General features: G+C 59.2%; 24 protein-coding genes and 3 pseudogenes. 9 read left to right on the forward strand and 18 right to left on the reverse strand.

Annotation, left to right across the window (positions count from 1 at the left end):
* Positions 1-585: 585 nt before the first annotated feature.
* Positions 586-1,035, reverse strand: coding sequence for a hypothetical protein (locus ACG873_RS01275; RefSeq protein WP_394885703.1), 450 nt, complete (start codon positions 1,033-1,035; stop codon positions 586-588).
* A gap of 527 nt (positions 1,036-1,562) precedes the next feature.
* Here ACG873_RS01275 and ACG873_RS01280 point away from each other — a divergent pair.
* Together ACG873_RS01280 and ACG873_RS01285 are read left to right on the forward strand one after the other, a co-directional pair.
* Positions 1,563-2,332, forward strand: a protein-coding gene (locus ACG873_RS01280; protein WP_394885705.1) for an IS5 family transposase whose coding sequence is annotated in 2 segments (ribosomal slippage) — positions 1,563-1,883 and positions 1,886-2,332 — 768 coding nt in all. Because the reading frame shifts where the segments join, the coding sequence is not laid out codon by codon here.
* 304 nt (positions 2,333-2,636) lie between these two features.
* Positions 2,637-2,906, forward strand: coding sequence for a DUF736 domain-containing protein (locus tag ACG873_RS01285; protein ID WP_394886145.1), 270 nt, complete (start codon positions 2,637-2,639; stop codon positions 2,904-2,906).
* Between the two features lie 35 nt (positions 2,907-2,941).
* Here ACG873_RS01285 and ACG873_RS01290 read toward each other — a convergent pair.
* Positions 2,942-5,372: pseudogene (locus ACG873_RS01290) on the reverse strand (TOTE conflict system archaeo-eukaryotic primase domain-containing protein).
* 218 nt (positions 5,373-5,590) lie between these two features.
* On the opposite strand from ACG873_RS01290, the pseudogene ACG873_RS01295 reads away from it, so the two are divergent.
* Positions 5,591-5,757, forward strand: a pseudogene (locus ACG873_RS01295) (DUF736 family protein); the annotation flags it as partial.
* 22 nt (positions 5,758-5,779) lie between these two features.
* On the opposite strand, the gene ACG873_RS01300 reads toward ACG873_RS01295, so the two are convergent.
* The 7 genes and pseudogenes from ACG873_RS01300 to ACG873_RS01330 all read right to left on the reverse strand — a co-directional run bounded on the left by ACG873_RS01300 (position 5,780) and on the right by ACG873_RS01330 (position 9,189).
* On the reverse strand, positions 5,780-6,076 hold the full coding sequence (locus ACG873_RS01300; RefSeq protein ID WP_394885707.1) for a WGR domain-containing protein: 297 nt from the start codon (positions 6,074-6,076) through the stop codon (positions 5,780-5,782).
* Between the two features lie 197 nt (positions 6,077-6,273).
* A pseudogene (locus ACG873_RS01305) lies at positions 6,274-6,536 on the reverse strand (HU family DNA-binding protein).
* Positions 6,537-6,804: 268 nt separating this feature from the next.
* On the reverse strand, positions 6,805-7,038 hold the full coding sequence (locus tag ACG873_RS01310) for a hypothetical protein (protein ID WP_394885709.1): 234 nt from the start codon (positions 7,036-7,038) through the stop codon (positions 6,805-6,807).
* A gap of 278 nt (positions 7,039-7,316) precedes the next feature.
* The gene (locus ACG873_RS01315) at positions 7,317-7,679 is read right to left on the reverse strand and encodes a hypothetical protein (protein WP_394885710.1); all 363 of its coding nucleotides are present in this window, start codon (positions 7,677-7,679) and stop codon (positions 7,317-7,319) included.
* A 33-nt stretch (positions 7,680-7,712) separates the two neighbouring features.
* Entirely contained in the window at positions 7,713-8,027 is a 315-nt protein-coding gene (locus tag ACG873_RS01320) for a hypothetical protein (protein ID WP_394885712.1), read from the reverse strand.
* Positions 8,027-8,796, reverse strand: a protein-coding gene (locus ACG873_RS01325; protein ID WP_394885678.1) for an IS5 family transposase whose coding sequence is annotated in 2 segments (ribosomal slippage) — positions 8,027-8,473 and positions 8,476-8,796 — 768 coding nt in all. Because the reading frame shifts where the segments join, the coding sequence is not laid out codon by codon here. The genes ACG873_RS01320 and ACG873_RS01325 overlap by 1 nt, the downstream gene beginning before the upstream one ends.
* Entirely contained in the window at positions 8,797-9,189 is a 393-nt protein-coding gene (locus tag ACG873_RS01330) for a hypothetical protein (RefSeq protein WP_394885714.1), read from the reverse strand.
* A 465-nt stretch (positions 9,190-9,654) separates the two neighbouring features.
* Between ACG873_RS01330 and ACG873_RS01335 the strand changes: the two genes are divergently transcribed.
* Positions 9,655-9,792 (forward strand): hypothetical protein, encoded by a 138-nt coding sequence (locus ACG873_RS01335; RefSeq protein WP_394885715.1) that lies wholly within the window; start codon positions 9,655-9,657, stop codon positions 9,790-9,792.
* The gene (locus tag ACG873_RS01340; RefSeq protein WP_394885717.1) at positions 9,782-10,036 is read left to right on the forward strand and encodes a hypothetical protein; all 255 of its coding nucleotides are present in this window, start codon (positions 9,782-9,784) and stop codon (positions 10,034-10,036) included. The genes ACG873_RS01335 and ACG873_RS01340 overlap by 11 nt, the downstream gene beginning before the upstream one ends.
* A 146-nt stretch (positions 10,037-10,182) precedes the next feature.
* Here ACG873_RS01340 and ACG873_RS01345 read toward each other — a convergent pair whose 3' ends face one another.
* Positions 10,183-11,166 carry a hypothetical protein gene (locus ACG873_RS01345; RefSeq protein WP_394885719.1) on the reverse strand — a complete coding sequence of 328 codons (984 nt, stop codon included), beginning with the start codon at positions 11,164-11,166 and terminating at the stop codon, positions 10,183-10,185.
* Between ACG873_RS01345 and ACG873_RS01350 the strand changes: the two genes are divergently transcribed.
* From ACG873_RS01350 to ACG873_RS01360, 3 genes are all read left to right on the forward strand, one after another.
* Entirely contained in the window at positions 11,113-12,390 is a 1,278-nt protein-coding gene (locus ACG873_RS01350) for a relaxase/mobilization nuclease domain-containing protein (RefSeq protein ID WP_394885720.1), read from the forward strand. The two genes, ACG873_RS01345 and ACG873_RS01350, sit on opposite strands and share 54 nt — an antisense overlap.
* Positions 12,391-13,347: 957 nt before the next feature.
* On the forward strand, positions 13,348-13,662 hold the full coding sequence (locus tag ACG873_RS01355; RefSeq protein WP_394885722.1) for a hypothetical protein: 315 nt from the start codon (positions 13,348-13,350) through the stop codon (positions 13,660-13,662).
* Between the two features lie 94 nt (positions 13,663-13,756).
* Positions 13,757-14,011, forward strand: coding sequence for a hypothetical protein (locus ACG873_RS01360; protein ID WP_394885723.1), 255 nt, complete (start codon positions 13,757-13,759; stop codon positions 14,009-14,011).
* Between the two features lie 102 nt (positions 14,012-14,113).
* Here the strand turns inward: ACG873_RS01360 and ACG873_RS01365 are convergent, their stop codons facing one another.
* The 6 genes from ACG873_RS01365 to ACG873_RS01390 all read right to left on the reverse strand — a co-directional run bounded on the left by ACG873_RS01365 (position 14,114) and on the right by ACG873_RS01390 (position 17,968).
* A complete protein-coding gene (locus ACG873_RS01365) occupies positions 14,114-14,305 on the reverse strand; it encodes a hypothetical protein (protein WP_394885724.1) in 192 nt (63 codons plus the stop codon).
* The gene (locus ACG873_RS01370) at positions 14,302-14,556 is read right to left on the reverse strand and encodes a hypothetical protein (protein ID WP_394885726.1); all 255 of its coding nucleotides are present in this window, start codon (positions 14,554-14,556) and stop codon (positions 14,302-14,304) included. The genes ACG873_RS01365 and ACG873_RS01370 overlap by 4 nt, the downstream gene beginning before the upstream one ends.
* A complete protein-coding gene (locus ACG873_RS01375; protein WP_394885728.1) occupies positions 14,510-14,716 on the reverse strand; it encodes a hypothetical protein in 207 nt (68 codons plus the stop codon). The genes ACG873_RS01370 and ACG873_RS01375 overlap by 47 nt, the downstream gene beginning before the upstream one ends.
* A 1,620-nt stretch (positions 14,717-16,336) precedes the next feature.
* Positions 16,337-16,855 carry a hypothetical protein gene (locus ACG873_RS01380; protein ID WP_394885730.1) on the reverse strand — a complete coding sequence of 173 codons (519 nt, stop codon included), beginning with the start codon at positions 16,853-16,855 and terminating at the stop codon, positions 16,337-16,339.
* 573 nt (positions 16,856-17,428) lie between these two features.
* On the reverse strand, positions 17,429-17,704 hold the full coding sequence (locus ACG873_RS01385; RefSeq protein WP_394885732.1) for a DUF1294 domain-containing protein: 276 nt from the start codon (positions 17,702-17,704) through the stop codon (positions 17,429-17,431).
* Positions 17,705-17,737: 33 nt separating this feature from the next.
* Entirely contained in the window at positions 17,738-17,968 is a 231-nt protein-coding gene (locus ACG873_RS01390) for a hypothetical protein (protein WP_394885734.1), read from the reverse strand.
* 385 nt (positions 17,969-18,353) lie between these two features.
* Between ACG873_RS01390 and ACG873_RS01395 the strand changes: the two genes are divergently transcribed.
* Positions 18,354-18,956, forward strand: coding sequence for a recombinase family protein (locus tag ACG873_RS01395; RefSeq protein ID WP_394885736.1), 603 nt, complete (start codon positions 18,354-18,356; stop codon positions 18,954-18,956).
* A 152-nt stretch (positions 18,957-19,108) separates the two neighbouring features.
* Here the strand turns inward: ACG873_RS01395 and ACG873_RS01400 are convergent, their stop codons facing one another.
* Together ACG873_RS01400 and ACG873_RS01405 are read right to left on the reverse strand one after the other, a co-directional pair.
* Complete coding sequence (locus tag ACG873_RS01400) at positions 19,109-20,083, reverse strand: calcium-binding protein (protein ID WP_394885737.1); 975 nt, start codon at positions 20,081-20,083, stop codon at positions 19,109-19,111.
* On the reverse strand, positions 20,071-20,328 hold the full coding sequence (locus ACG873_RS01405; protein ID WP_394885739.1) for a cadherin-like domain-containing protein: 258 nt from the start codon (positions 20,326-20,328) through the stop codon (positions 20,071-20,073). Before ACG873_RS01405 ends, ACG873_RS01400 begins: the two co-directional genes overlap by 13 nt.
* Between the last annotated feature and the right edge of the window lie 30 nt (positions 20,329-20,358).

The following is a 20,358-nucleotide window of genomic DNA, read 5'->3' on the forward strand; positions in this document are numbered from 1 at the left end:
CAATCTGTCCACTTCGGTCACCGTCAGCTCTCCTCAGATCGCTGGAAGCGAAGTGTCGGTCGCTGCGTAAGCTGCAGCCAGCAAACGCATTCGGCCGATGTCTGAAAAATCGGTCGCTGAGGTCTTACTAACCTTGGTGGGCAAGGCTTTTGCTTGTATGAGCGGTGAGTATGGCAGGAACTAACCGCAAAGCTCCTCGACCAACTGCCGCCTCTCTCGGTTTGTCGCACGCTCCGGCGCTGATGCGCGTTCCAGCTCAAGCGGCTGCTTCCCTCCCGCGATCTGGACGACTGGTACAATCGTCAAGTTTGGTGACAACGAGAGGCGCTCGTGTGAGCGCCTGCCGTGCCATCATTCGGGTTTGGATCGTCACCTTGGGCGGCAAATAGGCCGCCTGAAAGCTTTTGACTGTCAGACGACCAGTCCGCTATCTCGGGCGGGGGCGATGTGACAGCGGTAACACAAGCTATCACAGTGACATAAATCCGTGCGACGCCGAATAGGTCGTATCTTGTGATGCTACTGTAAAAGGCTCCATCTTCCGGCAGTCAATCGGCAGCGTGACGTGGCCGCTCTTCGGCGGCTTCAGGCGGTCCTGCCCAGCAGCTTTCTGAACGCCCGCGCCCACATTGCCCGACGTTCGCAACTGCGGATGTGGCGGCGAAAATGCTTCGCAAGTCCGGTGCCGGTCATCGCGCCGTTGTAATGGCAGTCGCAGAACAAGCGGTGAGCATCTCGGTCGCTCAATTCAAAGAACTCCATCGCGTCGCCCAGCCGGTCGCCTGGCAAACCTGACGCGCGCAACACCGGATCATGGAATGCAACGGTCAGCGGGGTGTTGTCTCCGCGGTAGGCCCTGAGCTGGTCTGGGGACAGGTGTTCTAGCCGTCTCAGTGCACTCAGTGGTCCACTGTGGCGCTCAAGGGCTTGCGCCCAGAGTTCCAGGCGCTCGCGGGAAGACAATTGTGTCGGCTTCCTGGCCAGCTGGACGGGTTCAGAATTGGCTATGATCTCGTCGGGGATCTCGTGCTTCATGGCGGCGTCCTTTTCTTTGAGAGATTATTTGAAAAGTAGCGCGCATATCGGACGTCGACAGGAGATCGGATTAAAGATTCTGATCGAAATTCTTCTCCAATGGCTCGTACCAGACGGGTGGCAACTTGGACTTGGCGCTCACGGGGCCAGAAAGTAGGACCCCTCCGCGATTTCGGGCGAGCTTTTTCTGCGGTGCGGCAGCGCCCAAGGCGGCCTCCGAGTTTAGGTCCAAGATCGAATTCTCCGGCCACACCCAGCAGTGCTGAACGCCCCGGACTACAGAAGGTTGCCAGCTCGCACAAAGCGAGCCGATGGGACAACCAGCCGAACGTGCCGATCGTCCTGGCAGGTATCACCTGGCGCAAAGCCTTGAGCGAATGGAATTCGTCGACAATGACTATCAGACTACCTCTTTTTGAGGAGTTTCCCGAACGCCATCTCACTGTCATCGTTCTAGGCCGCAAACTCATAAATTGAGGTACCGCTTTGTGACGAGTTCTGATTCAAGGCTTCTTTTGGAGGCCTGAATGCGCCGTTACGAACTGAGTGACTTTGAATGGAGTGTGATCCAGCCTCATCTGCCGAACAAGGTTCGCGGCGTGGCGCGCGTTGACGACCGCAAGGTTCTGAACGGCATTCTTTGGCGTTTCCGGACCGGATCGCCCTGGGCGGATGTGCCGGATCGATATGGCCCCTACACCACATGCTACAACCGGTTCGTGCGATGGCGCAAAGCCGGGGTCTGGGATCGGCTGCTCGCTGCGGTTTCCAAGGCTTTCGACGGCGAGATCATCATGATCGACTCCTCCTGTGTCCGCGTTCATCAACATGCGGCCACGGCAAAAAAGGGGGCGATGACGATGGTTGCATGGGACGTTCCCGCGGCGGGCTCACGACCAAGATCCACGCGCTCGTCGATGCCGAAGGCCGATCGGTCGATCTCGTCCTGACCGCAGGGCAGGCACATGACGGCAAACCCGCAGTCGCCATGCTCGACGTCCTTCAGCCCGATGCGATCCTGCTCGCAGATCGCGCCTACGACAGCAACGTCATTCGCGACCTGGCGGCGCAGCGAGGCGCATGGGCAAACATCCCGCCGAAGAAAACCCGAACCGGCAGCTTCCCCTTCAGCGCATGGGTCTACAAGCAGCGCAATCTCATCGAGCGATACTTCAACAAACTCAAACACTTCAGAGGCATCGCAACGCGCTACGACAGAGACCCGCTAAACTTCCTCGCAGCAATCAAACTCGCGTCGGTTCGCATCTGGTTGAAAAGTTATGAGTCTGCGGCCTAGGAGAAGAGTGCGGAAATACAAAAAATGGAGGCGGCCATGACGCAGGAGCGTGAACCCACGCTTGACGATCTCCTGAGCGAACCCATCATCCAGACGGTCATGGAAATCTACGGCCATACTGCAGACGACATCCGACATCTAATGCACCAAGTGGGCGCTCGGAAAAAGCGATCAATGCTTCAGAATCCCTCTCGGATGGCTCACGCGCGTCAGCCATGATGGCCACTTCGGCTTCTTGATGGCGGATCGCTGTCACAGTTTGCCACGGGACGAGGAGACCGACTGCATCGAGCCGATCAATCCGATGCAAGAGGTGCCGGCAACCATCAAGACGCTCGCGATCGACGCCAAGGCGCGCCTCGTCCCCAGCGATCCTGCCTCCACCAGCGACAAGGCGCCAGACCTGCGCGTCATCGTCTCCGGTGTCGAGATCGGTGCCGCCGGGCGCCGGACCTCGAAGGACGACCGCACCTACCACTCGGTCAAGCTCGACGATCCGTCCTTCACCGCGCCGATCTACGCCAACCTCTTCGAAGGCGACGATGGCGAGTTCACGCTGATCTGGTCGCGATGACCCCACTGTGGCGCTCCGCTTACAGCGGGGCGCCACTATTCAAGCACGTAGCCCAGCGCACGATAGCCCGCGCGTCGTTTCGCGGCCATCCGAGCGAGAACCGGCACAGTCTGATCGACATAGTCCACGACCAGGACATCCCTTTTTCCGTCATACTCGTGATGCAGGCGACCGACATACTGCGCCAAATGTTCCCTTCCAGGCGATCGGCATCGTCAGGAACAGCGTATCGAGTCGAGCGTCATCGAAGCCTTCGCCGATGTAGCGGCCTGTTGCGAGTAGAGGCGCTCCTGATCCTCCGATACCCGCATCGCCGCGTCGGCCATTTTGCGATCGCCCGCGGACATGCCACCGCGCAGCACGACGAGATTCTTCACGAAGGGCGAGAACCGGTGCCGAAGATAGTCGAGGTGATCCTTCCGCTCGGTTAGAACGACGGGCGAACGCTTGGCCTCAAGCGACTTCAGCACGTCATCGAAGATCAGATCATTCCGGCCATCGTCCTGAGCCAACGCCGCATAGATCGCAGGCATCGAGGGGCGCTCGGCCGACGCCAAGGGCGGAGGTAGCTCAAATTTTGTCGAACGATCGCGCACTCGATGGCGGATACCGCGTTCCGCAGCTTGAACCCGCGCTTCAACCCGATGGCGAACAGGGCCGCATTGCATGAAGATGATGGGATGATGCCCGTCCTTACGACAGTCGCGGACAAGCCAACGACGTACCGCGCTTTCGACCGCCGAGCGACAAGCTCGAAGCTCGCCGCGGACAGGTGATGGCATTCATCGACGATCAGATGGCCATAGTCGGCGACGGCATCCGCAACTTCCCCTTGCGGACAAGGCTCTGAATGAGCGCGACATCGATGACGCCTGTCGGCTTTCTTTTCCCGCCACCGATAACGCCGATCTGCTTCGGGTCTATGCTCAAGAACGATCGTAGACGTTCCACCCATTGATTGAGCAACTCCCGTCTATGGACGAGGATGAGCGTGTTTCGCGCGCGGTGCGCAATGAGCGCAGCCGCGACAACCGTCTTGCCAAAGGCGGTTGTCGCGGCAAGCACACCGTTTTCATGGGGGACAAGAGCATCGAAAGCCCTCAACTGCGGCCGTCGCAATTCGCCCTGGAAGGAAACGGTCGCAGGAAGTGCCGTGCCGATTTCACGACAATCTTCCAGATCGGCAACGGCGCCATGGCTTTTGATGAGATCGATCAATTCGTCGAGACAGCCTCGGGGTAATGCAATATGCTGGGGATAGAGTTCGGCGCATGAGACAACCCGCGGCTTGCCGAATGTCGGCAACCGCATGGCTTGAGCTCGATAGAATTCCGGGTTCTGGAAAGCCGCCAGGCGGATAAGCTGCGCAATCAGGGCCGGCGGAAGTTCTGCCCTGTCGATGTAAACCTGATCGGCGACCACGATCTTGATGTTCCGCGGGATCGCAGCCTCAATACGCCGTGGCGCATTGCGACGCGACAGCGACATCTTCCACGGCTCGTCGGCATGCTCATCGTCCACCGGCATGCGGACGCCCAAAACCCGACCTGACAGTTCCGCCTCATCCGCAATCTTGAAGACCACGTCCGCCGATAGCCTGGGCAGCGATGACAGATACGCCCATTGGTCGTCGTAAGGTCGCAGATCCTTGTCGACAAAAACGCTATTGCCGATCTCACGAGCTTTTCTCTGTAACGGCAGTGCAATCAGATTGCCAAAGCCCCCAACTGGCATCGTGTCCTGATTGGGAAAGAAGCGATCATAGGATGTAAAGCCGATCTCGGGGCGCTTCTCCATCGTCTCCGTGATCAGGGCAGAGCCCATCTGCCTGGCGGTCCTTGCCGGAACAGGTTCGGAGAAGAAGATCCAGACATGGCCGCCGTTCCCTGATCTCGACCGCTCCAGAGCAGCGGCAATTTCTTTTGCATGACAGGTGTCCAGCAATGCCCTGGCATCATCCGCCCAGCTTTCCTTGTCAAAGTCTGCGGCAAGGAACCAGCACGTCTCGTCCTGCAGCAATGGATAAACCCCAGCGACAAAGTCACCGGAACGGCCATTGCCTCCGCGCAGATGCTTTTCGACGATGTCCACGGATGGCGGGATGAATGCCTGATGCGGGCATTCTCCACATTTCACCTTCGGCTTACCGCAAATCCCCTTCGCCCACTCGTTGGAACAGGCTGGCGAATATCCTGAACCCCCGGTCTTTCTGTTTTCCCACCGAACCGGAAAGACATCGGGACGGCCAGCAAACAGACGGCGGAACAGCCCGATTTTCTCGGCCGATGACGAGTTGTTGGTGACAGGGGCATCGGCAAAAGAGGGCCGTTCGGAGGAGCAACTATCGGATGTTAGTCTCTGCTCAAGTGTCTCCAGCTCACGCTCAAGCCTCGCGCGCTCGGCATCCAGATCAGCCAGCAGCCGCCGAATGCGCTCGATTTCCTCCGAAACATCATTCTCGTCCATCGAAGTCGCAACTCACGCCTCAAGGTTCGTGCCACGGTCAAACATAGACCAAGGGCGGCTCGGGCATAAGGCGGACAGCGTACGACGCGCTGCGACTCAATGGTCGAGATTATGCGGAGTGGCACAGCAACAAAAACCCCAGAAAAACTGCGGCCACCGGCCAACGACTCCGCATAATCCCGCGCTACGCATAATCGGCTTTATGCGGTGCACCGCATAATGTCGAACTGGGCGCCGCCTGGCAGAAGGTCTCGAACGAGGGCCGCGACTACCTCTCGGTCAAGCTGGACGACCCGAGCTTCCCGGCTTCGATCTACGCCACCCTGATTGAGGTGGAAGGCGAGGACGGCTCCAGCTCATCTAGTCCCGGCCCAACCGCGACTGATCGGCCACCGGCAGCTGCCCCGTCAACCAGACGGGGCCGCTCCTGCATGTCGAGATGCCGGCCTCGGGCGATAGCCACGCTTTCTCTTGCTGCGCAACAGCTCCAGGAACAACCTGACGGCTTCCCTCTCCTCGTCGAAGGAGTGCTGAACCATCCGTCCGCGCGTCCCGATCCGTCCCCAACGGCGGATCAGGCATGTCTGACCGAACAGTGTCTCATCGATCGACATGGCGTAGAACCGGGCCATGTTCCGGCTCGCGTCCATGCGTTCGATATAAAGGCGATAGCGTTGCGCAACCATGCCAACAGCATCGCGCAAGCGGAGTCCGCCGTCCAATGACAGCTTTGAATCGCTGGACCCGGATCGATTCATTCTCGTGATGGGTCGTTGGACCGGCACACGCCCCGAAGCGCCGAGGTTGACAACATCGGCTTCCCGTCAATCGGTGCAGTTCGCGAACCGGGCCTTCGATTTCTCGACGATCTCGGCCCACCGGAAACGAGCCGCCAGAGCGGTCAGCCGTTCAATGCATCCTTCACCGCCTTCGCCGGCGGGAAGGTGAGCTTCTTGGAGGCCGCGATCTTGATCGCGGCGCCGGTCGAAGGGTTCCGGCCCTCGCGCGCCGGCGTGTCCTTGACCTTGAACTTGCCGAAGCCGGGAATGCTGGTTTCCGACCCGAGATCTCCTTAAACACGCTCTCCACGATTGCCTTGGCCTGCGCCTTGCTCAGGCTCTGCTCGGTGGCAATCTTGTCGGCGATTTCGGTTGTCGTCGTCATGATCTGCAAGTCCTCTGTTGCATCATCCTCGCCTACCTATGGGAATTACAACATGCCACTGGAACAGACGGAGCTCGGGGTTTCGGCCGCAATCCACTGGAAATAGCCGCGGATACCAATTCTGTGCTCTGACAAGAGGCGGATGCACACCAGCAGCTTCCAACATCCCTAGGTGGCATCGCTGCTCACCGCGCGCTTGCGCCACGTCAGCGCCTGGAGCTTCTGCCCTCCAGTTCGTCATATCCGCCCCTTAGCCCCATAGGGATTGCTAGGCCACGTCACGATGATCGAAGCACACGCCGATGGTCTGACCAGTTAAGGTCTCGACGATGAAGCCGACGAGTTCCTCATCTGTATGCTCGCAACTGGGGCAGAGTTGCCGAATGTCGGTGAGAACGTCGCGGGTCGAAAGGATGCTCCCGGGCCTGTATTTGGCTAACGCTGTGAAAACAGCCTCATAGGCATCCAAGTTCGCTGAAACCGACCTTTGCTGTTGCTGCATTGTCGCCCCCCCTCGCCACAAGTTAGCCGCTACTTGTCTAGGAAAAGGATACGCAAACGGCGGCGCAACGCTACAAGAATTGTGGTCCGACCAGGAAGGCTTATGGCCGGGCTAGCGGGCAAGTGGGTGCTGATTTCCTGGAGTAATCGAAAAATCATCGCAAACGGCGCGTCGAGCGTGAAGCGTGCTTTACCAACGGCATTGTAGGTTCCGTCCGCATCGGCGGGCAGAATGGCCCGTCGATGTTCCCAAGCCCCGTGACCGTGGCTTGAGCGCCGTCAAGGTCGCGCGGATCTGCGCCGCAGATCATGCGCGCCGCGGAGCGGTTGCCTTGACAGCGCAAACGCGGTCACAGTTCCGGCAGGCGCTCGGCGTGCTTCTCCAGAAAATCGTTGACCAGCAACATAGTAGTCGTTGACCCGCCTGCCTTCCGAAGCAGCGAGCAAGCGCAGGCGCCGCTTGTCTTTGGCGGCGACATAGATGGTTGTCGGCTCTTTTTTGTCCTCACGCAGGGATCTCCCGGCGACAGGATCGCGCTTTTCTCCCTCTTCCTTCACTTTGCGGATATCCTTGCCGCTCAGCCCCAGTGTCGGGCGATCGAGCTTGGGAAGCACAGTCGGAGCCGGCTGCATGACGCTCAACAGAGTGACTTTTTGGCGTTGTCGTCCATCTAATCACTCCGCTGCGGCCGACCGGCTGGCCTCAATCACATACTGGATAATCTCGGCGAATATCGCCTCGGATTCGGCTATCGCCTTCGGGTCCACCCGGCCACCCGCGTAAAGCGTCGCGCCAGTCTGCATGTCCTTGTAGGCAATGCGGTAGGGCATCTCCTCACGGGCAATTCGTGTACCGTCTTGCTGGATGATCTCGCGCAATTCGGCAAGCGCCCTTGCCCGCTTGTCGATCACGGTGTTGTTCGTGAACACATACATGACCGGCAGGGCAAAGCCGCGGTTCTCGGCGACCAGGGGAATGTGGCCGTTCACTAGGCCGCAGACTCATAACTTTTCAACCAGATGCGAACCGACGCGAGTTTGATTGCTGCGAGGAAGTTTAGCGGGTCTCTGTCGTAGCGCGTTGCGATGCCTCTGAAGTGTTTGAGTTTGTTGAAGTATCGCTCGATGAGATTGCGCTGCTTGTAGACCCATGCGCTGAAGGGGAAGCTGCCGGTTCGGGTTTTCTTCGGCGGGATGTTTGCCCATGCGCCTCGCTGCGCCGCCAGGTCGCGAATGACGTTGCTGTCGTAGGCGCGATCTGCGAGCAGGATCGCATCGGGCTGAAGGACGTCGAGCATGGCGACTGCGGGTTTGCCGTCATGTGCCTGCCCTGCGGTCAGGACGAGATCGACCGGTCGGCCTTCGGCATCGACGAGCGCGTGGATCTTGGTCGTGAGCCCGCCGCGGGAACGTCCCATGCAACCATCGTCATCGCCCCCTTTTTTGCCGTGGCCGCATGTTGATGAACGCGGACACAGGAGGAGTCGATCATGATGATCTCGCCGTCGAAAGCCTTGGAAACCGCAGCGAGCAGCCGATCCCAGACCCCGGCTTTGCGCCATCGCACGAACCGGTTGTAGCATGTGGTGTAGGGGCCATATCGATCCGGCACATCCGCCCAGGGCGATCCGGTCCGGAAACGCCAAAGAATGCCGTTCAGAACCTTGCGGTCGTCAACGCGCGCCACGCCGCGAACCTTGTTCGGCAGATGAGGCTGGATCACACTCCATTCAAAGTCACTCAGTTCGTAACGGCGCATTCAGGCCTCCAAAAGAAGCCTTGAATCAGAACTCGTCACAAAGCGGTACCTCAATTTATGAGTTTGCGGCCTAGCTGATGAGCCGCGGTAATATCGTCCATCGCAAGATGCACCGGCACCACGGCTATGTCGGCGGCAAAAAGCGCAGCAGTCAGCTCGTCGTTGGTCTTGCCCTTCGGTGTCGATGATGATCAGCTTGCCCTGCCTGTCCTGTTCCTGGGCGAGCGCGAGGATCTCGGTGGGCGACGAGACAGCCACGATCTCCAGATTTTCAGGCTTGTTGCCGAAGCGGTCGAGCAGCGTGGACCAGCGGTCGATATTCTTGCGCTCGTCGGCGTCGATGACAAAAACCTGGTGGCCTTGATGTGTGGCGACACTGGCCAAGGCACGCACTAGCGTGGATTTCCAACGCCGCCTTTTGCGACGGCAACAGTGATGATCACCAGGCTCCGTCCTTCGCTGACAGCGCTATAGCGTTCTGATTTATAACGTTGCGGGCGCTGCAGTTTTCAAGCAATTTGATACTTTAATTTATGACGCTGCACAGCCATGCCATCATGATGTTATGCCGCCATGAATTGCAGCGTTGTGCCGTCGTGACGCCATGCCATTGTGATGGCGTGTCGCTACAGAGTAATACCGCTATGAAGGTAAAGCATCCTTCAATTATAAATGCTACAGGCGCAGAAGCGTGTCGGAGAAAAATGAATGCGTTCGAAGCGGCGCATGTGTTTCTCTTGTTTTTCCCCCATGTTTAAGGTATTTCTTCTTTGGCAGGATAGCGAGATTTGTGGAACAAATCCCTTTTGCGCGCCCGCGAAGCGGGCTTAGGTCGGAAAATATGGGGCAAAACAGACCGTGCCACGCCAGGGCGCCAGCTACGGAGAAGTCGTCAGGTTCCGCGTCAGTGCCGACGAAAAGGCGGCGCTGGCCGCCGTCAGCGCGCCCGAAAGAGTGCCGGAATCCGAGGTCATCCGCCGTCTTTTTGCGCGCTGAAACGGGGCTGTTTCTTCCGGTGGCCGATGTCGATCGACCGGCGATCGAGGGACTTCACGAGCAGCTGCGCAAGATCGGCGGCAATCTCAATCAGGCCGTTCGCGCCATGAATGCCGGCCGCGTCGGCTATGAACCAGCGCTCGCCAAAAGCCTCACGGCACTTCTCGGAATGATGCAGCCGACGAACAAGCGGCTCGCTGAAATGGCGCGGCCAGCCCGGGCACGACGGAGACCGGATCCATGAGCGGGTTTTTCACCGAGCTGGCATTCAGCATCGACGAGATGCTTGGGGACAAAGCGCTGGCCGTCGAGGCAGGGATAACGGACGAGCTGTCGGAGGCAGAGGAGATCCGGCGGCGGGCTTATGCCGCTACTGTGGCGGCCTGGGGCTCACCGGCCGCGGAACTGGGCGCCGACGATGCTGCGGCGAGGCGGCCGGCTTGGCGTGCCGCGGGGATGGGGACGGGCATCGCAAAAATCTCGTCCACGCAGCGGCCAGCCGCTGCGGCTCAAGCAAAGACGGCCGCGCCGGCGGCCGAGAAATTCGCTGTCACCGGATTTCCAACGCCAAGCGCGCGCGCGACGCGACTTACCGCGGCGACAGCAGTTGCCGGCCCGATGGACTCGGCAACCATCACCGCCGCTCTGCGGCCGTTTACCGGGCAAAATGACCCGATCGCAGTTTTCACCAAAGTCGCAGCGCTTGCGGTCGCCAATGACGAGAATGAAAGACGGCGACGGGGAGGGGGTGGCGGTGGCGGCCACCCGGTTCCGACCGCTGTCGCAAAGACCACGAGCGGGCCAAGCCAAGCGCAGGCAATCGCGTCGCGCGCGGGAATCGCGGCCGGCGCGCAGCCAGCAGTGTTCAAGGTCACTTCGACGGCCGGGACGAAGGGTGCCGCCGGCGGCTTGCTCGAATATCTTGGCACCCGGCCCGATCAGGATGGCAAGAAACACGATATCGAGGTTTTCACGAGTTCGGGGCTCAGCGTCGAGACCCGCGAGCAGCGGCGGTCGCTGCTGGACGAGTGGCAGGAAGACTTTCGCGAGCCGTTCCAGAACACGAATTTCATCGAGATCGATATCGAGCTCTCCGGCCATTCCGGCCGCGAGGAATTGCACGATGCGTTGAATGCCGCGTTTGGCAGCAAGCCCTTCGTCTATGCGCGCGCCGGCAGCACCGTGAAGATCTACGCTTACACGGAGATGAAAGCGGCAGCACTTGCAAAGGCATTGCAGAAGCTCGAACCCGAAAACGGCAGAGGAGGGGTCCTGCAACGGGCCGATGACGGGATCACGGCCCGGCTGAAAGACGCTGGCGTGGCCGGCAAGGCCGAGATCAAAGCGGCCGTTTCGACCGAAAGAGGCGGCCAATACTTTCTGCAAAAATTCATTCGGGGCAATGTCGGCGTGATCAAGTCCGACGGCGACGCGCTGCCGGCCGGCCAGCGCGCGGATAAAGCCGCGGCAGCCCTCTACGCGACTTGGAAGGCGGATTTCAAGACGGTGGAGCCACGCAATGTTTATCACGTCGTCTTTTCGGCCAGGGCGGGCACGGACGCGCGTGCGTTGCTGCGCGCGGCCGAGAACGTGCTTGCCGAAAAGATTCCTGACCACAAATGGGCGATCGCGCATCATCCGGAGACCGGGCACGTCCACGTGCACGCGATGATCCTTGCGCGCTCGGAAAGCGGCCGGCAGCTGCATTTCAGCAAGACGGACTTGTACGACTGGCGCGCAGCCTTCGCGGAAAAAGCCCGCGAGGAGGGGATTGCCATGGTGGCGACCAGCCGCATGGACTTCGCCGCCTCGCGGCCCTTCAACATGCGCCAGGCCGGTGCGTACGAACGATCGAAGCGGGACACGCGTTACTCCGTGTCGCCGATGATCGCGCAGCGCGTCGAAGCGAAGCGGCAGGCCATGTTCGAGGCAAAGACAATCGCCGCCCATGGGGCAGTAATCTCGCGTGGCTGGCAGCTAACCGCCACCATGGTGCGCGAGGCTATGCCCGGATCGCGTGCGGACGCAGGCGCCGCAGCGTTTTCGGCAGCAATCGCCGACGTTGCGGCCGGTCAGAGGTCCGAGCTTCACGCGACGCCGACGTTACGAGGCGAGGGGACATCGCTATCGCGGTCGGCCGGAAAAGTTGATATTCTAGTTGATCTGGCCAACCGTACACAGGAGATCGTGAGCATGGAATTGTCGCCACTGGAACTCCGCCGAAAGATCGCCGATGTGAACAAGGCCTTTGATCGGATCGACGGCTCCTTGTCGAAGACGGAGGACAAGCAGGAGCTCGCTGGTATCCGCGTGGAAATGAACGGCCTCTTGAACGAACGGCTGAATGATGTGCGGGTGCAGATGGCTACTGGCGGTACCGGGGCCACGGACACGGTGCGAGACGAAGGCCGCTCTCTCCGCGAAAAGGATCACCAAGCCAAGACGCAGGATCGCGCAAACGAGCAGAACCCGCGACAGTCGGACAAACAGGCCACGTCGCCCTTCGCGGCGGGAAAGAAGGCCGAGCAGCAGGCGGACCGTGTTGTGCGGCAGAACCGCGACACGCAGCGCTCTTTGGACGATGACCGGGAGCGTTGATTCCGGGCGGCGGGCCGTTCGCATCGATACACAGGCGGCACGGCGGACAAAGTGCGCAGAATTGTCGCGATGGTCTGACAAAGAGCTGGTCAGCAATGAAAGCCGACGAAGCACCCTTCTAAAATCATTTCTGGTCGTCGAGGACGAAGTTCTGGTACGACTGGTGTTGCCTACTCTGGATGGGCTGTTGGGGGATGGGCCGAGCGATGGCCAGGGTGGCACCTGTCGCCGGCTGAGCCGTCGTAGCGTACACCAAGTTACCTCAGGTAAAGGCCACCCCCGTTGTGACCATCAGAGTGGCGGCGGCAAGCAGGAGTTGGCGGTGATCGTGTCGGGCACCAAGGATTCCGACTCCGTTAGTCCTGGTTCGAATCCAGGTTCCCCAGCCAACTGCTTTCCTGAATAAAATCAGCCACTTAAACCAGTCAGACTTGCCTTGATGCCGGGCTTTTATGTCGCATCATGTTGCAAACAGCTACCGTTGATTTCCAAGGGTTTCCTGCGACTATCGGCAAATCCGTGCGACCTGCGCGCGACATGAGGGCCGACAGGGACGGAAGAAGCTGCCGGACGATTTCGCACCTAGAAGTGCAGGTAGATGCTAAATCCTGATCCGTTGTAATAATGCGGGTAGTAACCCCGGTGGCCATAGTAGGGGCTAAAGCCGTAGTGGGGCCTATAATAGCGTCTGTAGTAGGGCCTATAATAGCGGCGAGGGTAGCATCCATAGTAGCCGCACCCCCGCAATGCGTACCGCCGATTCCAGTGACGACCACCCCGCCAGTGACCTGATGCGGTCGTCGCAATCGCCCCATGCGTGCCGACACGTTGAACATGACCCCACAACAGATTCACAGCAGCACGTCCTAGGGGCCGGAAATACCACTTCACTTTGAACCGAACTGCAGAATAGCCGTTACGTCTCCAGCCAAATTTCTCTAGCTATGGAGATGGAAAATGGATGCGCTCACAGCCGCGACAATGGTTCTTTTGACGTGCTCGCCTGATGCTACCTGCTCGGAAATGCGAGGCGCAAAAATATACGAGACCATCACCGCCTGCCGGGAGGCCATGCCTTCCGTCGTCGAACGCATTAAGACCGTAGGCGGGAAAATTACGGCCAGATGCGAACTGGCCTCAGACGGACTTGGCATCGATCCTACTGTCACCGGCTCGATTGAAGCGGACGACCGAAACCAAGCGACCGTTCGGGTCACCAGATTCATTGATGGCGATGCGATCACAGAGGCTTACCGCGTTCCACGGTCGTAATAGTCCCCCTCCCATACTCCAAAAAGGGTAGGCCTCGCCTTCTGGACTCGTGCCGACCCAAGATCCAATCTGCTCAATGGGCAGGGGTAAACAAATGGACGATATTCATCGCACCTATAATCTGTGGAAGAAAACGCAGCCGTCGCCGCGCGATAGCGAACCGCCGATGCACAATGACCGGAGGGTTGTCAGGTCATTGCGGGAACGTGATCGTCGTCTAAAACGGCTCCGCATCGGCAAGAAGCCACAGGACGGCGACAGCGACTGTTTTCATTGCGGGCAGCTGTTCTTCATGCACCAGTCGCGCGGTGGTCGTTTCGGCTTGTGCCAACCCTGTCTCGGCGATTAGTCGGGCGCAAAAGCCCGCCAGGGCGAACCGTGGCGGGCTTCGGCAGCGGACAACTCTTCTTAAGCCGCCCTGACGCCGGGATGACTGAGGTGGAAGACCTTGTCACGCGCCGCCTCGACCGCCTTGCACTGCTCCTGTGCCCTGTGCCAGCATCGCAAGCCGCATCACGACGTTGCCGTCATTGCCCATAGTCTCACCAATCAGCCCCAAGGCTTCCAAAAGGTCGTCTATGGTCAATAGAGGGTTTTCTATATCGCAAGCGATGTCGAACACGGTTTCTTGAACAACGTTCATGACATTGCCCCCATGCGCTTCATTTCGGCAATGAAGGTCTTGAAAACGCGGGCTTCGTTACTCTCGCCCATATGGTCCTCCCACATGACGGCCTCAAGCAAGACCGCGTTGGTCTTGGCGACGAGGCCGGCGAGGGTCGTGGCGGAGATTGGCTCGATCTGCTCGACAAGCGCCCTGATACGGTCGTCGCAATCGTCCCACGCGTCATATGCGGCGTGATGGCCGTTTGCCTCCCGCCATCCACCGCGCATGCTCATCATCCGACAAGAGGCCGGTGCCTGGGCGCTCCACATAAAGCTTGTGAGAGGCACCGGCGAGTTCCGGCAGCAGCGCCAATTCGCGCTGTAGCTCTTGGCCGAGCCGGATCAGTTCGGCGTCGGCCGATGCTGGTTCGGCCAGCAGCGTGGTCACCGCGAGAGCCGCCATTGCAGCACCAGCGCCGAGCATTGGCGCGGCGGCGGTTGCTGTTTACGGCAGGCATAGCTTCGCCGGCCGCCCCGGCCTTTTTTGTCATGCTCTCTCTTTGCAACCTCGACTCGCAGGTTCCCCCGTGGCCTTCCCCGCTGCACCCGCACAGCCTTGTCGAAAGACTTGTCCTTAAGCGTCCCCATCACTCACCCTCCAGAAGCCGCGTCCCAACCAAAAATTTGTGTTTTCTGGAATTGCCACGTTCGGGTGCTGACTTTAGCGCCTCTTATCGTTCCACCTTCCGGGTGATCATGCCCAATATCTCATCTGGAGTCTCCTTCACGGTGTACCAGTAGTTCTTTTCAACATTCCTTCCCATTGTATGAATTAGTGTTGCCGTTCCTTTCTCGTTAACTTGAAACGCCAAAACATTGCCAAAGTTGATCGTCAGCCGCCTATTCTTCTCATCAGTTAATGTTAGCCACACTAAGACGTCCTCCCTTTGCCCAAGCTGTGATGTTCGTCTGCCCACCAATCCGTTGTACATTAGGAATGTCTTATATACACCGGGCGGAGGAACTCAGGTATTCAATTCGCCGTGCGATCCGCCTGCTAAACGCGTTTGTCACAGCATTCTTCCCTCTGCTCTGGCGGGCCGGTCTGCCTTGAGGAATAATATCCTAGCGCGGCGATTCTCAACCCATTGGAGATAGCCATGTCCAGGCGTAAGAAACTCACCCACCTCACACAGCCCGAGATCGAGCGGTTCATGAAGGCGACGACAGAATTGCACCGCGCCTGCTGCGATCCGCTCATATCGCCTCAATGCGACCATTCCCGCGCACTGACGGAACTTAACGGCGCAATCGTAACGGCGATTGAGTCGGTCACGGGTGATAAGGCGCCTTGCATGCGGCCCCCGAGGTTCGACCAGCATCCGGTACAAGCCGCCGGCCCTTGATCACTGACGAAGGAGAAGAAGAACGACCGCTTGGAGAATAATGCCGACGACAATCCCGAGGGTGAGCCCAAGCTTGAAGCGAGCAGGGAGCACCGGGGCCAAAAAAAGCGCGCGAAGAGGCAACGGCATTAGACGGAACAGGCCAGAGGGAGTGCTCTATCATCATGCTATAGGAGTGCTCCGCAAACGATTGGTCAAGCTGCATTCAGCGCCTCGCGTCGTATACTTGACCGTTGCCATATCCCCATATGGTAACTGGCCGGCGTCAGTCATCCCTCTGACGCACCCACGTGGACGCCGGCCCTTTTTGTCGTGCACTCTCTTTGCGTGGCAGTTTTTGGAGAGCCTTCCAAGGTGATCGAACAGCGCCCGCGCCGCCGATGAACAAAGAGACCCGGCGCGAGGATGGGACCAGCGGCGCCTTCCAAGGGTGAGTGCGTCATGAGGGGAGCCCCTTGGAAAGCTGGAAAATGGCGCACCGAGCAGCTTGTTCCAAGCTAAGACACCGATGCGGCCCGCTATGAGCGCTGTTAAATTCGCGACAGCTAATATATACTCGGAGTGCCATACCCTCGAATATGGCATCGGCCGGCGTCCCGCCGCTGTTTCTCAAAGGAAACATGGATGCCGGCCATTTTGTTTGGCTCTAACTTGATCCGTCTTTATCCTGCGTACCCGAAAGCGAATGCGATCAGGGCGAGTGCCACGACCAGAGCCACACCGGCGAGCAGTCTGTAAGCAGTCTGCTTCGGTTTAGGCGCCAGAGGAGGCAACGTATACGCGGATTGGGCGTCTGCCGTCCTCATCTTGGCGAATTGCTGATTGTGCGCGCCGTTTTCGCCATCGGGCTGTGGCAGAGTACTCTCATTGAACGCACCGCTCTCGCGCAGCTTTGCTTCCCAGCGATCAGCAAGCATTAGCTGCTTGAGTATCCGTTTTACGATCTCAGCCCGCGGACCATTCCAGGCACGAAGCTCTACAGCGAGGCGGTATGCGCATTCAGCGATTTCCTTGTTGGCCATCTTGGACTTGCCGGAACCACGGATATTGCTCGCGCAAACGTGTTCTGTGCCTTGAGGAATATCGTCGTGCCCGGTGTCCAGTATCATGTTGCAGCATTCAGTAAGAACCATGAACAGCGCGTGGTTGGCGTCTGAGTGCTGAAGTTCGAGCTTCGCCATGCGATCTGGCATCGTTCTCCCCTTTTCCGACGAGCCAACAGCGGCATAGACATACACAAGACACGTCAATCGCGCGGAAGAAAACGCCGCGAGCCACCGCCACTGGCCGCCAGCGGCGGATTGAGTATTCAAAAAAACTGGAGGAAGTATACCGCAGCCGGGGGGTTGCCCGATCCGGTCAGGCCCGGGCCGCCACTCTCCCCACGAGACAACGGCCTGGGCCGCTTGCTTTCCCAGACCCTGCGTTGAGCCTTGTCGTCAGACCGGACCGGCCTCGCCGGTTAGCTTTTGCTGCACATTATCCTTCCAAAGCAGCCGGGCCACTGGAACCGGATTTGGCTACTCGCGTTCACAGCGCATGCTTCAGATAGATTTCGTGCTATCGCTGGTTCAGACCTTCGCCATGTCGGCCATGGCGACACAGCTGGCAGTCACGATGATCGCCGCGTTGGCCGAGTTAGCCCGCCTGTTTTAGACCGCGAGCCCGTCAGTCGCGGAAGAAAAAACTGCCGGCCGCTTCAGGAAACTCCGGAAGACACAAGAACAGCAACCAGAGGGCCTGGACGGCGGCAATCAAAAACAAATACGTCCGGAACGGCTCCTTGCTCGTTTTGTGACGCAAGGCTCATTGGCCACTAGAGCGCCAATTGTCCCGCCGACAGCAGCTATCGATAAAAGGGTACGCTCAGGAACGCGCCACAACCCATTGCGGGCGCAATGCTTGTCCCATGCGAAGGCCAGAAAGCCAGCCATGTTGATGACAACCACGTAGGCAGAAAAAAAGAAAAAAGCACTTCCGGAGCCAACATCTCGTCCCCCAAGCCACAGGATCGGCGGCGACGATAACATGGTACATTTCACTTGGCTGGGGTCGACTGGCCCTCACCGGTTAACGGCGTATTCCTGGATTAGAGCGCCGGGATTGCCGGGAACGGTGACCACCGACACTTCGGCTAGGTCCAGAACGTCGCGGATATAGGACACGCCGCCCCCGATTGGCTTTTGCATGGCAGCCATGTCGCCGCCGAGCGACAAACCGCCCGCCTCGCCATCCTCGACTACAGCATCGAACACGGTGCGCAGCGGCGCAGCGGCGTTGTCTATTGTGATCACCGTTCCGCTCTCGCCGTCGAAAATGGTCCTGAAGGGGAGCGCCGATGATTTGGCTATTGATCGTGTTTCGCCAGTCGCAAGGCTGGTGAATTAGTAGACCGTCAGACCTTGGATATAAAACTCGTCCTCCAGGCGCGGCACATCGGACGCGGGAATGCCGCTCAATGTTGCGGCGGAGGACCCTGCCGAAGGGCATTCGCAAATCTGCCTCCCAGAATCGCAGAGATCGTCTGGACCTCCGATCGAAAGTTGAAGCTCCCGACGAAAAGCTGCTTCATCGATCGAATGCTCCCGGCAGGCGGTCCCTCACCGCGTGAAACAAGGGTTCTGGGTTTCATTGCCATCGACGATGCGGATCAACCGGCGCCGCGAACGATGTTCCTCGGTGCGTCGGGTTGCCGAAGCGGCTGGCATCGTCCTTCTTCAGGAGTTCACCGAGGTTGAAACTGGCAAGGGCGCCGACGCGCTCGATCGTCGGCCTCAGCTTGCCGCCGCCCTCGCCGCAGCCCGCCAGGCGAAATGCCCGGTGCTGGTCGCCAAGCTCGACCGGCTCTCTCGCGATGTAGCATTCATCGCCGGACTGATGGTGCAGCGCGTGCCCTTTATTGTAGCCGAACTCGGTGCTGACGCCGATCCCTTCATGCTCCACCTCTATGCGGCACTCGCCGAAAAGGAGCGGCGCATGATCTCGGAACGGACAAGGTCCGCCCTCGCCTCGCGCAAAGCCTGCGGCACGAAGCTGGGCAACCCAACTAACGGCTCCACGGCGGCTGCGAAGGGTCGCGCTGTCTCGATCCAGGAAGCCGAGCGGTTCGCCGCGACCGTTCTGCCGATCATGCAGGAAATTCAGAAAGCTGGCGTTACCAGCCTCCGTGGACTTGCCATCGCCTTGAACAACCGCGGCGTCCGAACCGCGCGCGGTGGCCAGTGGCAGGTCTCGAACGTGAGAAACCTGCTGGCCCGCCTCCCCGCCAGTCCGCTTTTATAATCGGGATTATCCGGATTGGCGCGCACTTCCCGGCCCGGCGCTGCTCATGCCGTTTTGGATGGCGGTCTAAGGACTACCTGTTCTTCGAATTTCTGCGGGATAGCATTCACGCTGCTCAGACAAGCCACACGTTTCGATTCGTTTCCAGCCGATCAGAGGATAAAGTCGCTTTGGCCCAGACTGGAAACATTGCTCACTGTAATCATGAACTCTGCCGTCGAAAGAACCCCGTCTGTATCGGCCAGAACGATAACGTCGCTGCCGGACTGATACCAAGTGATGCTGTTGGCCTCGACGTATTGACCCGCTTGCTGACCGCCCCAATTGAACACTTGGTCGATATCTCCCGAAGCGATTCCGGAAAAGTCAAATTTGTCCTGACCAGAGACAAAGTTGTTGATTGTGTCGCCACTATCCCTCACATCAATGAAATGAATCGTGTCCAGCACGCCGTCTCCTGATGCAGCCCCGTCATTCGCGTCGATAATGTCGGCACCGTAACCACCGTAAATATTATCTCCGGCTGAATTTCCGACAATGATGTCATTCCCCGATCCACCATAGATTGCATCCGTGCCGTTGCCTCCGGTCATCGTGTCATTGCCGGACCCTCCGTACAGTATGTCGCCCCCGTTTTGCCCGTTGAGGGTGTCGTCATCAGCGCCGCCATATCGAGTTGTATTGGCATTCCCGTCGTTGATTACCTGTGTGCCTGCCGAACCAAGATTGTCAAAGTCGTTTGTATCGCCAGTGCCCGTGAATACAAGCGGTAGGCTCGCATTAATCGCGTCGTTGCTGCCGGTGATGGTGACCGTCACCACCTGCGCGGTGCCGTCCTCCGAGTAGACCGTGAACGTGTCCTGCAGCGGCGTGCTCGTCTGGTTGAGAGCGTTGACCGCCGCATTGTCGTTGTCGAGCGTGTAGGTCCACACCCCGGCCGCCGTCATCGCATAGGTGCCGTAGCCGTTGCTGGTGGCCGCACCCGCCGCCACCGCCTGGAAGGCGTCCGCCGCATTGTCGACGTCGGTCGCAAGCAGGTCCCCTGTCGCCGTGTTCACAACCGCGTCCTCATCGACCGCGCCGGTCGAGGTGCCCGTGATCACCGCCGCGTCGTTTACTGCTGCCACTGTGAACGACTGGGCCGCAGCGGACGAACCACCGTTACCATCTTAACAAAGTAGCTCAGTCCGACAACGCCGTTAAAATTCACATCCGGCGTGAAGGTCCAGGTGCCATCGCCATTGTCAGCCAGGGTGCCATTTGTCGCGGAAAGACCAGAGATACCGAGTATGTCGCCATCGACGTCGGTAAAGCCGGCCAGCAACTCAGCAGCACTGATCGTATAGTCAGTGTCCTCGATGCCATCCGCCATGATTGTCGGGGCCCAGTTAGAGCCTGAATC

This window comes from Allomesorhizobium aridi (assembly GCF_043769475.1).
Taxonomy (GTDB): Bacteria; Pseudomonadota; Alphaproteobacteria; order Rhizobiales; family Rhizobiaceae; genus Allomesorhizobium.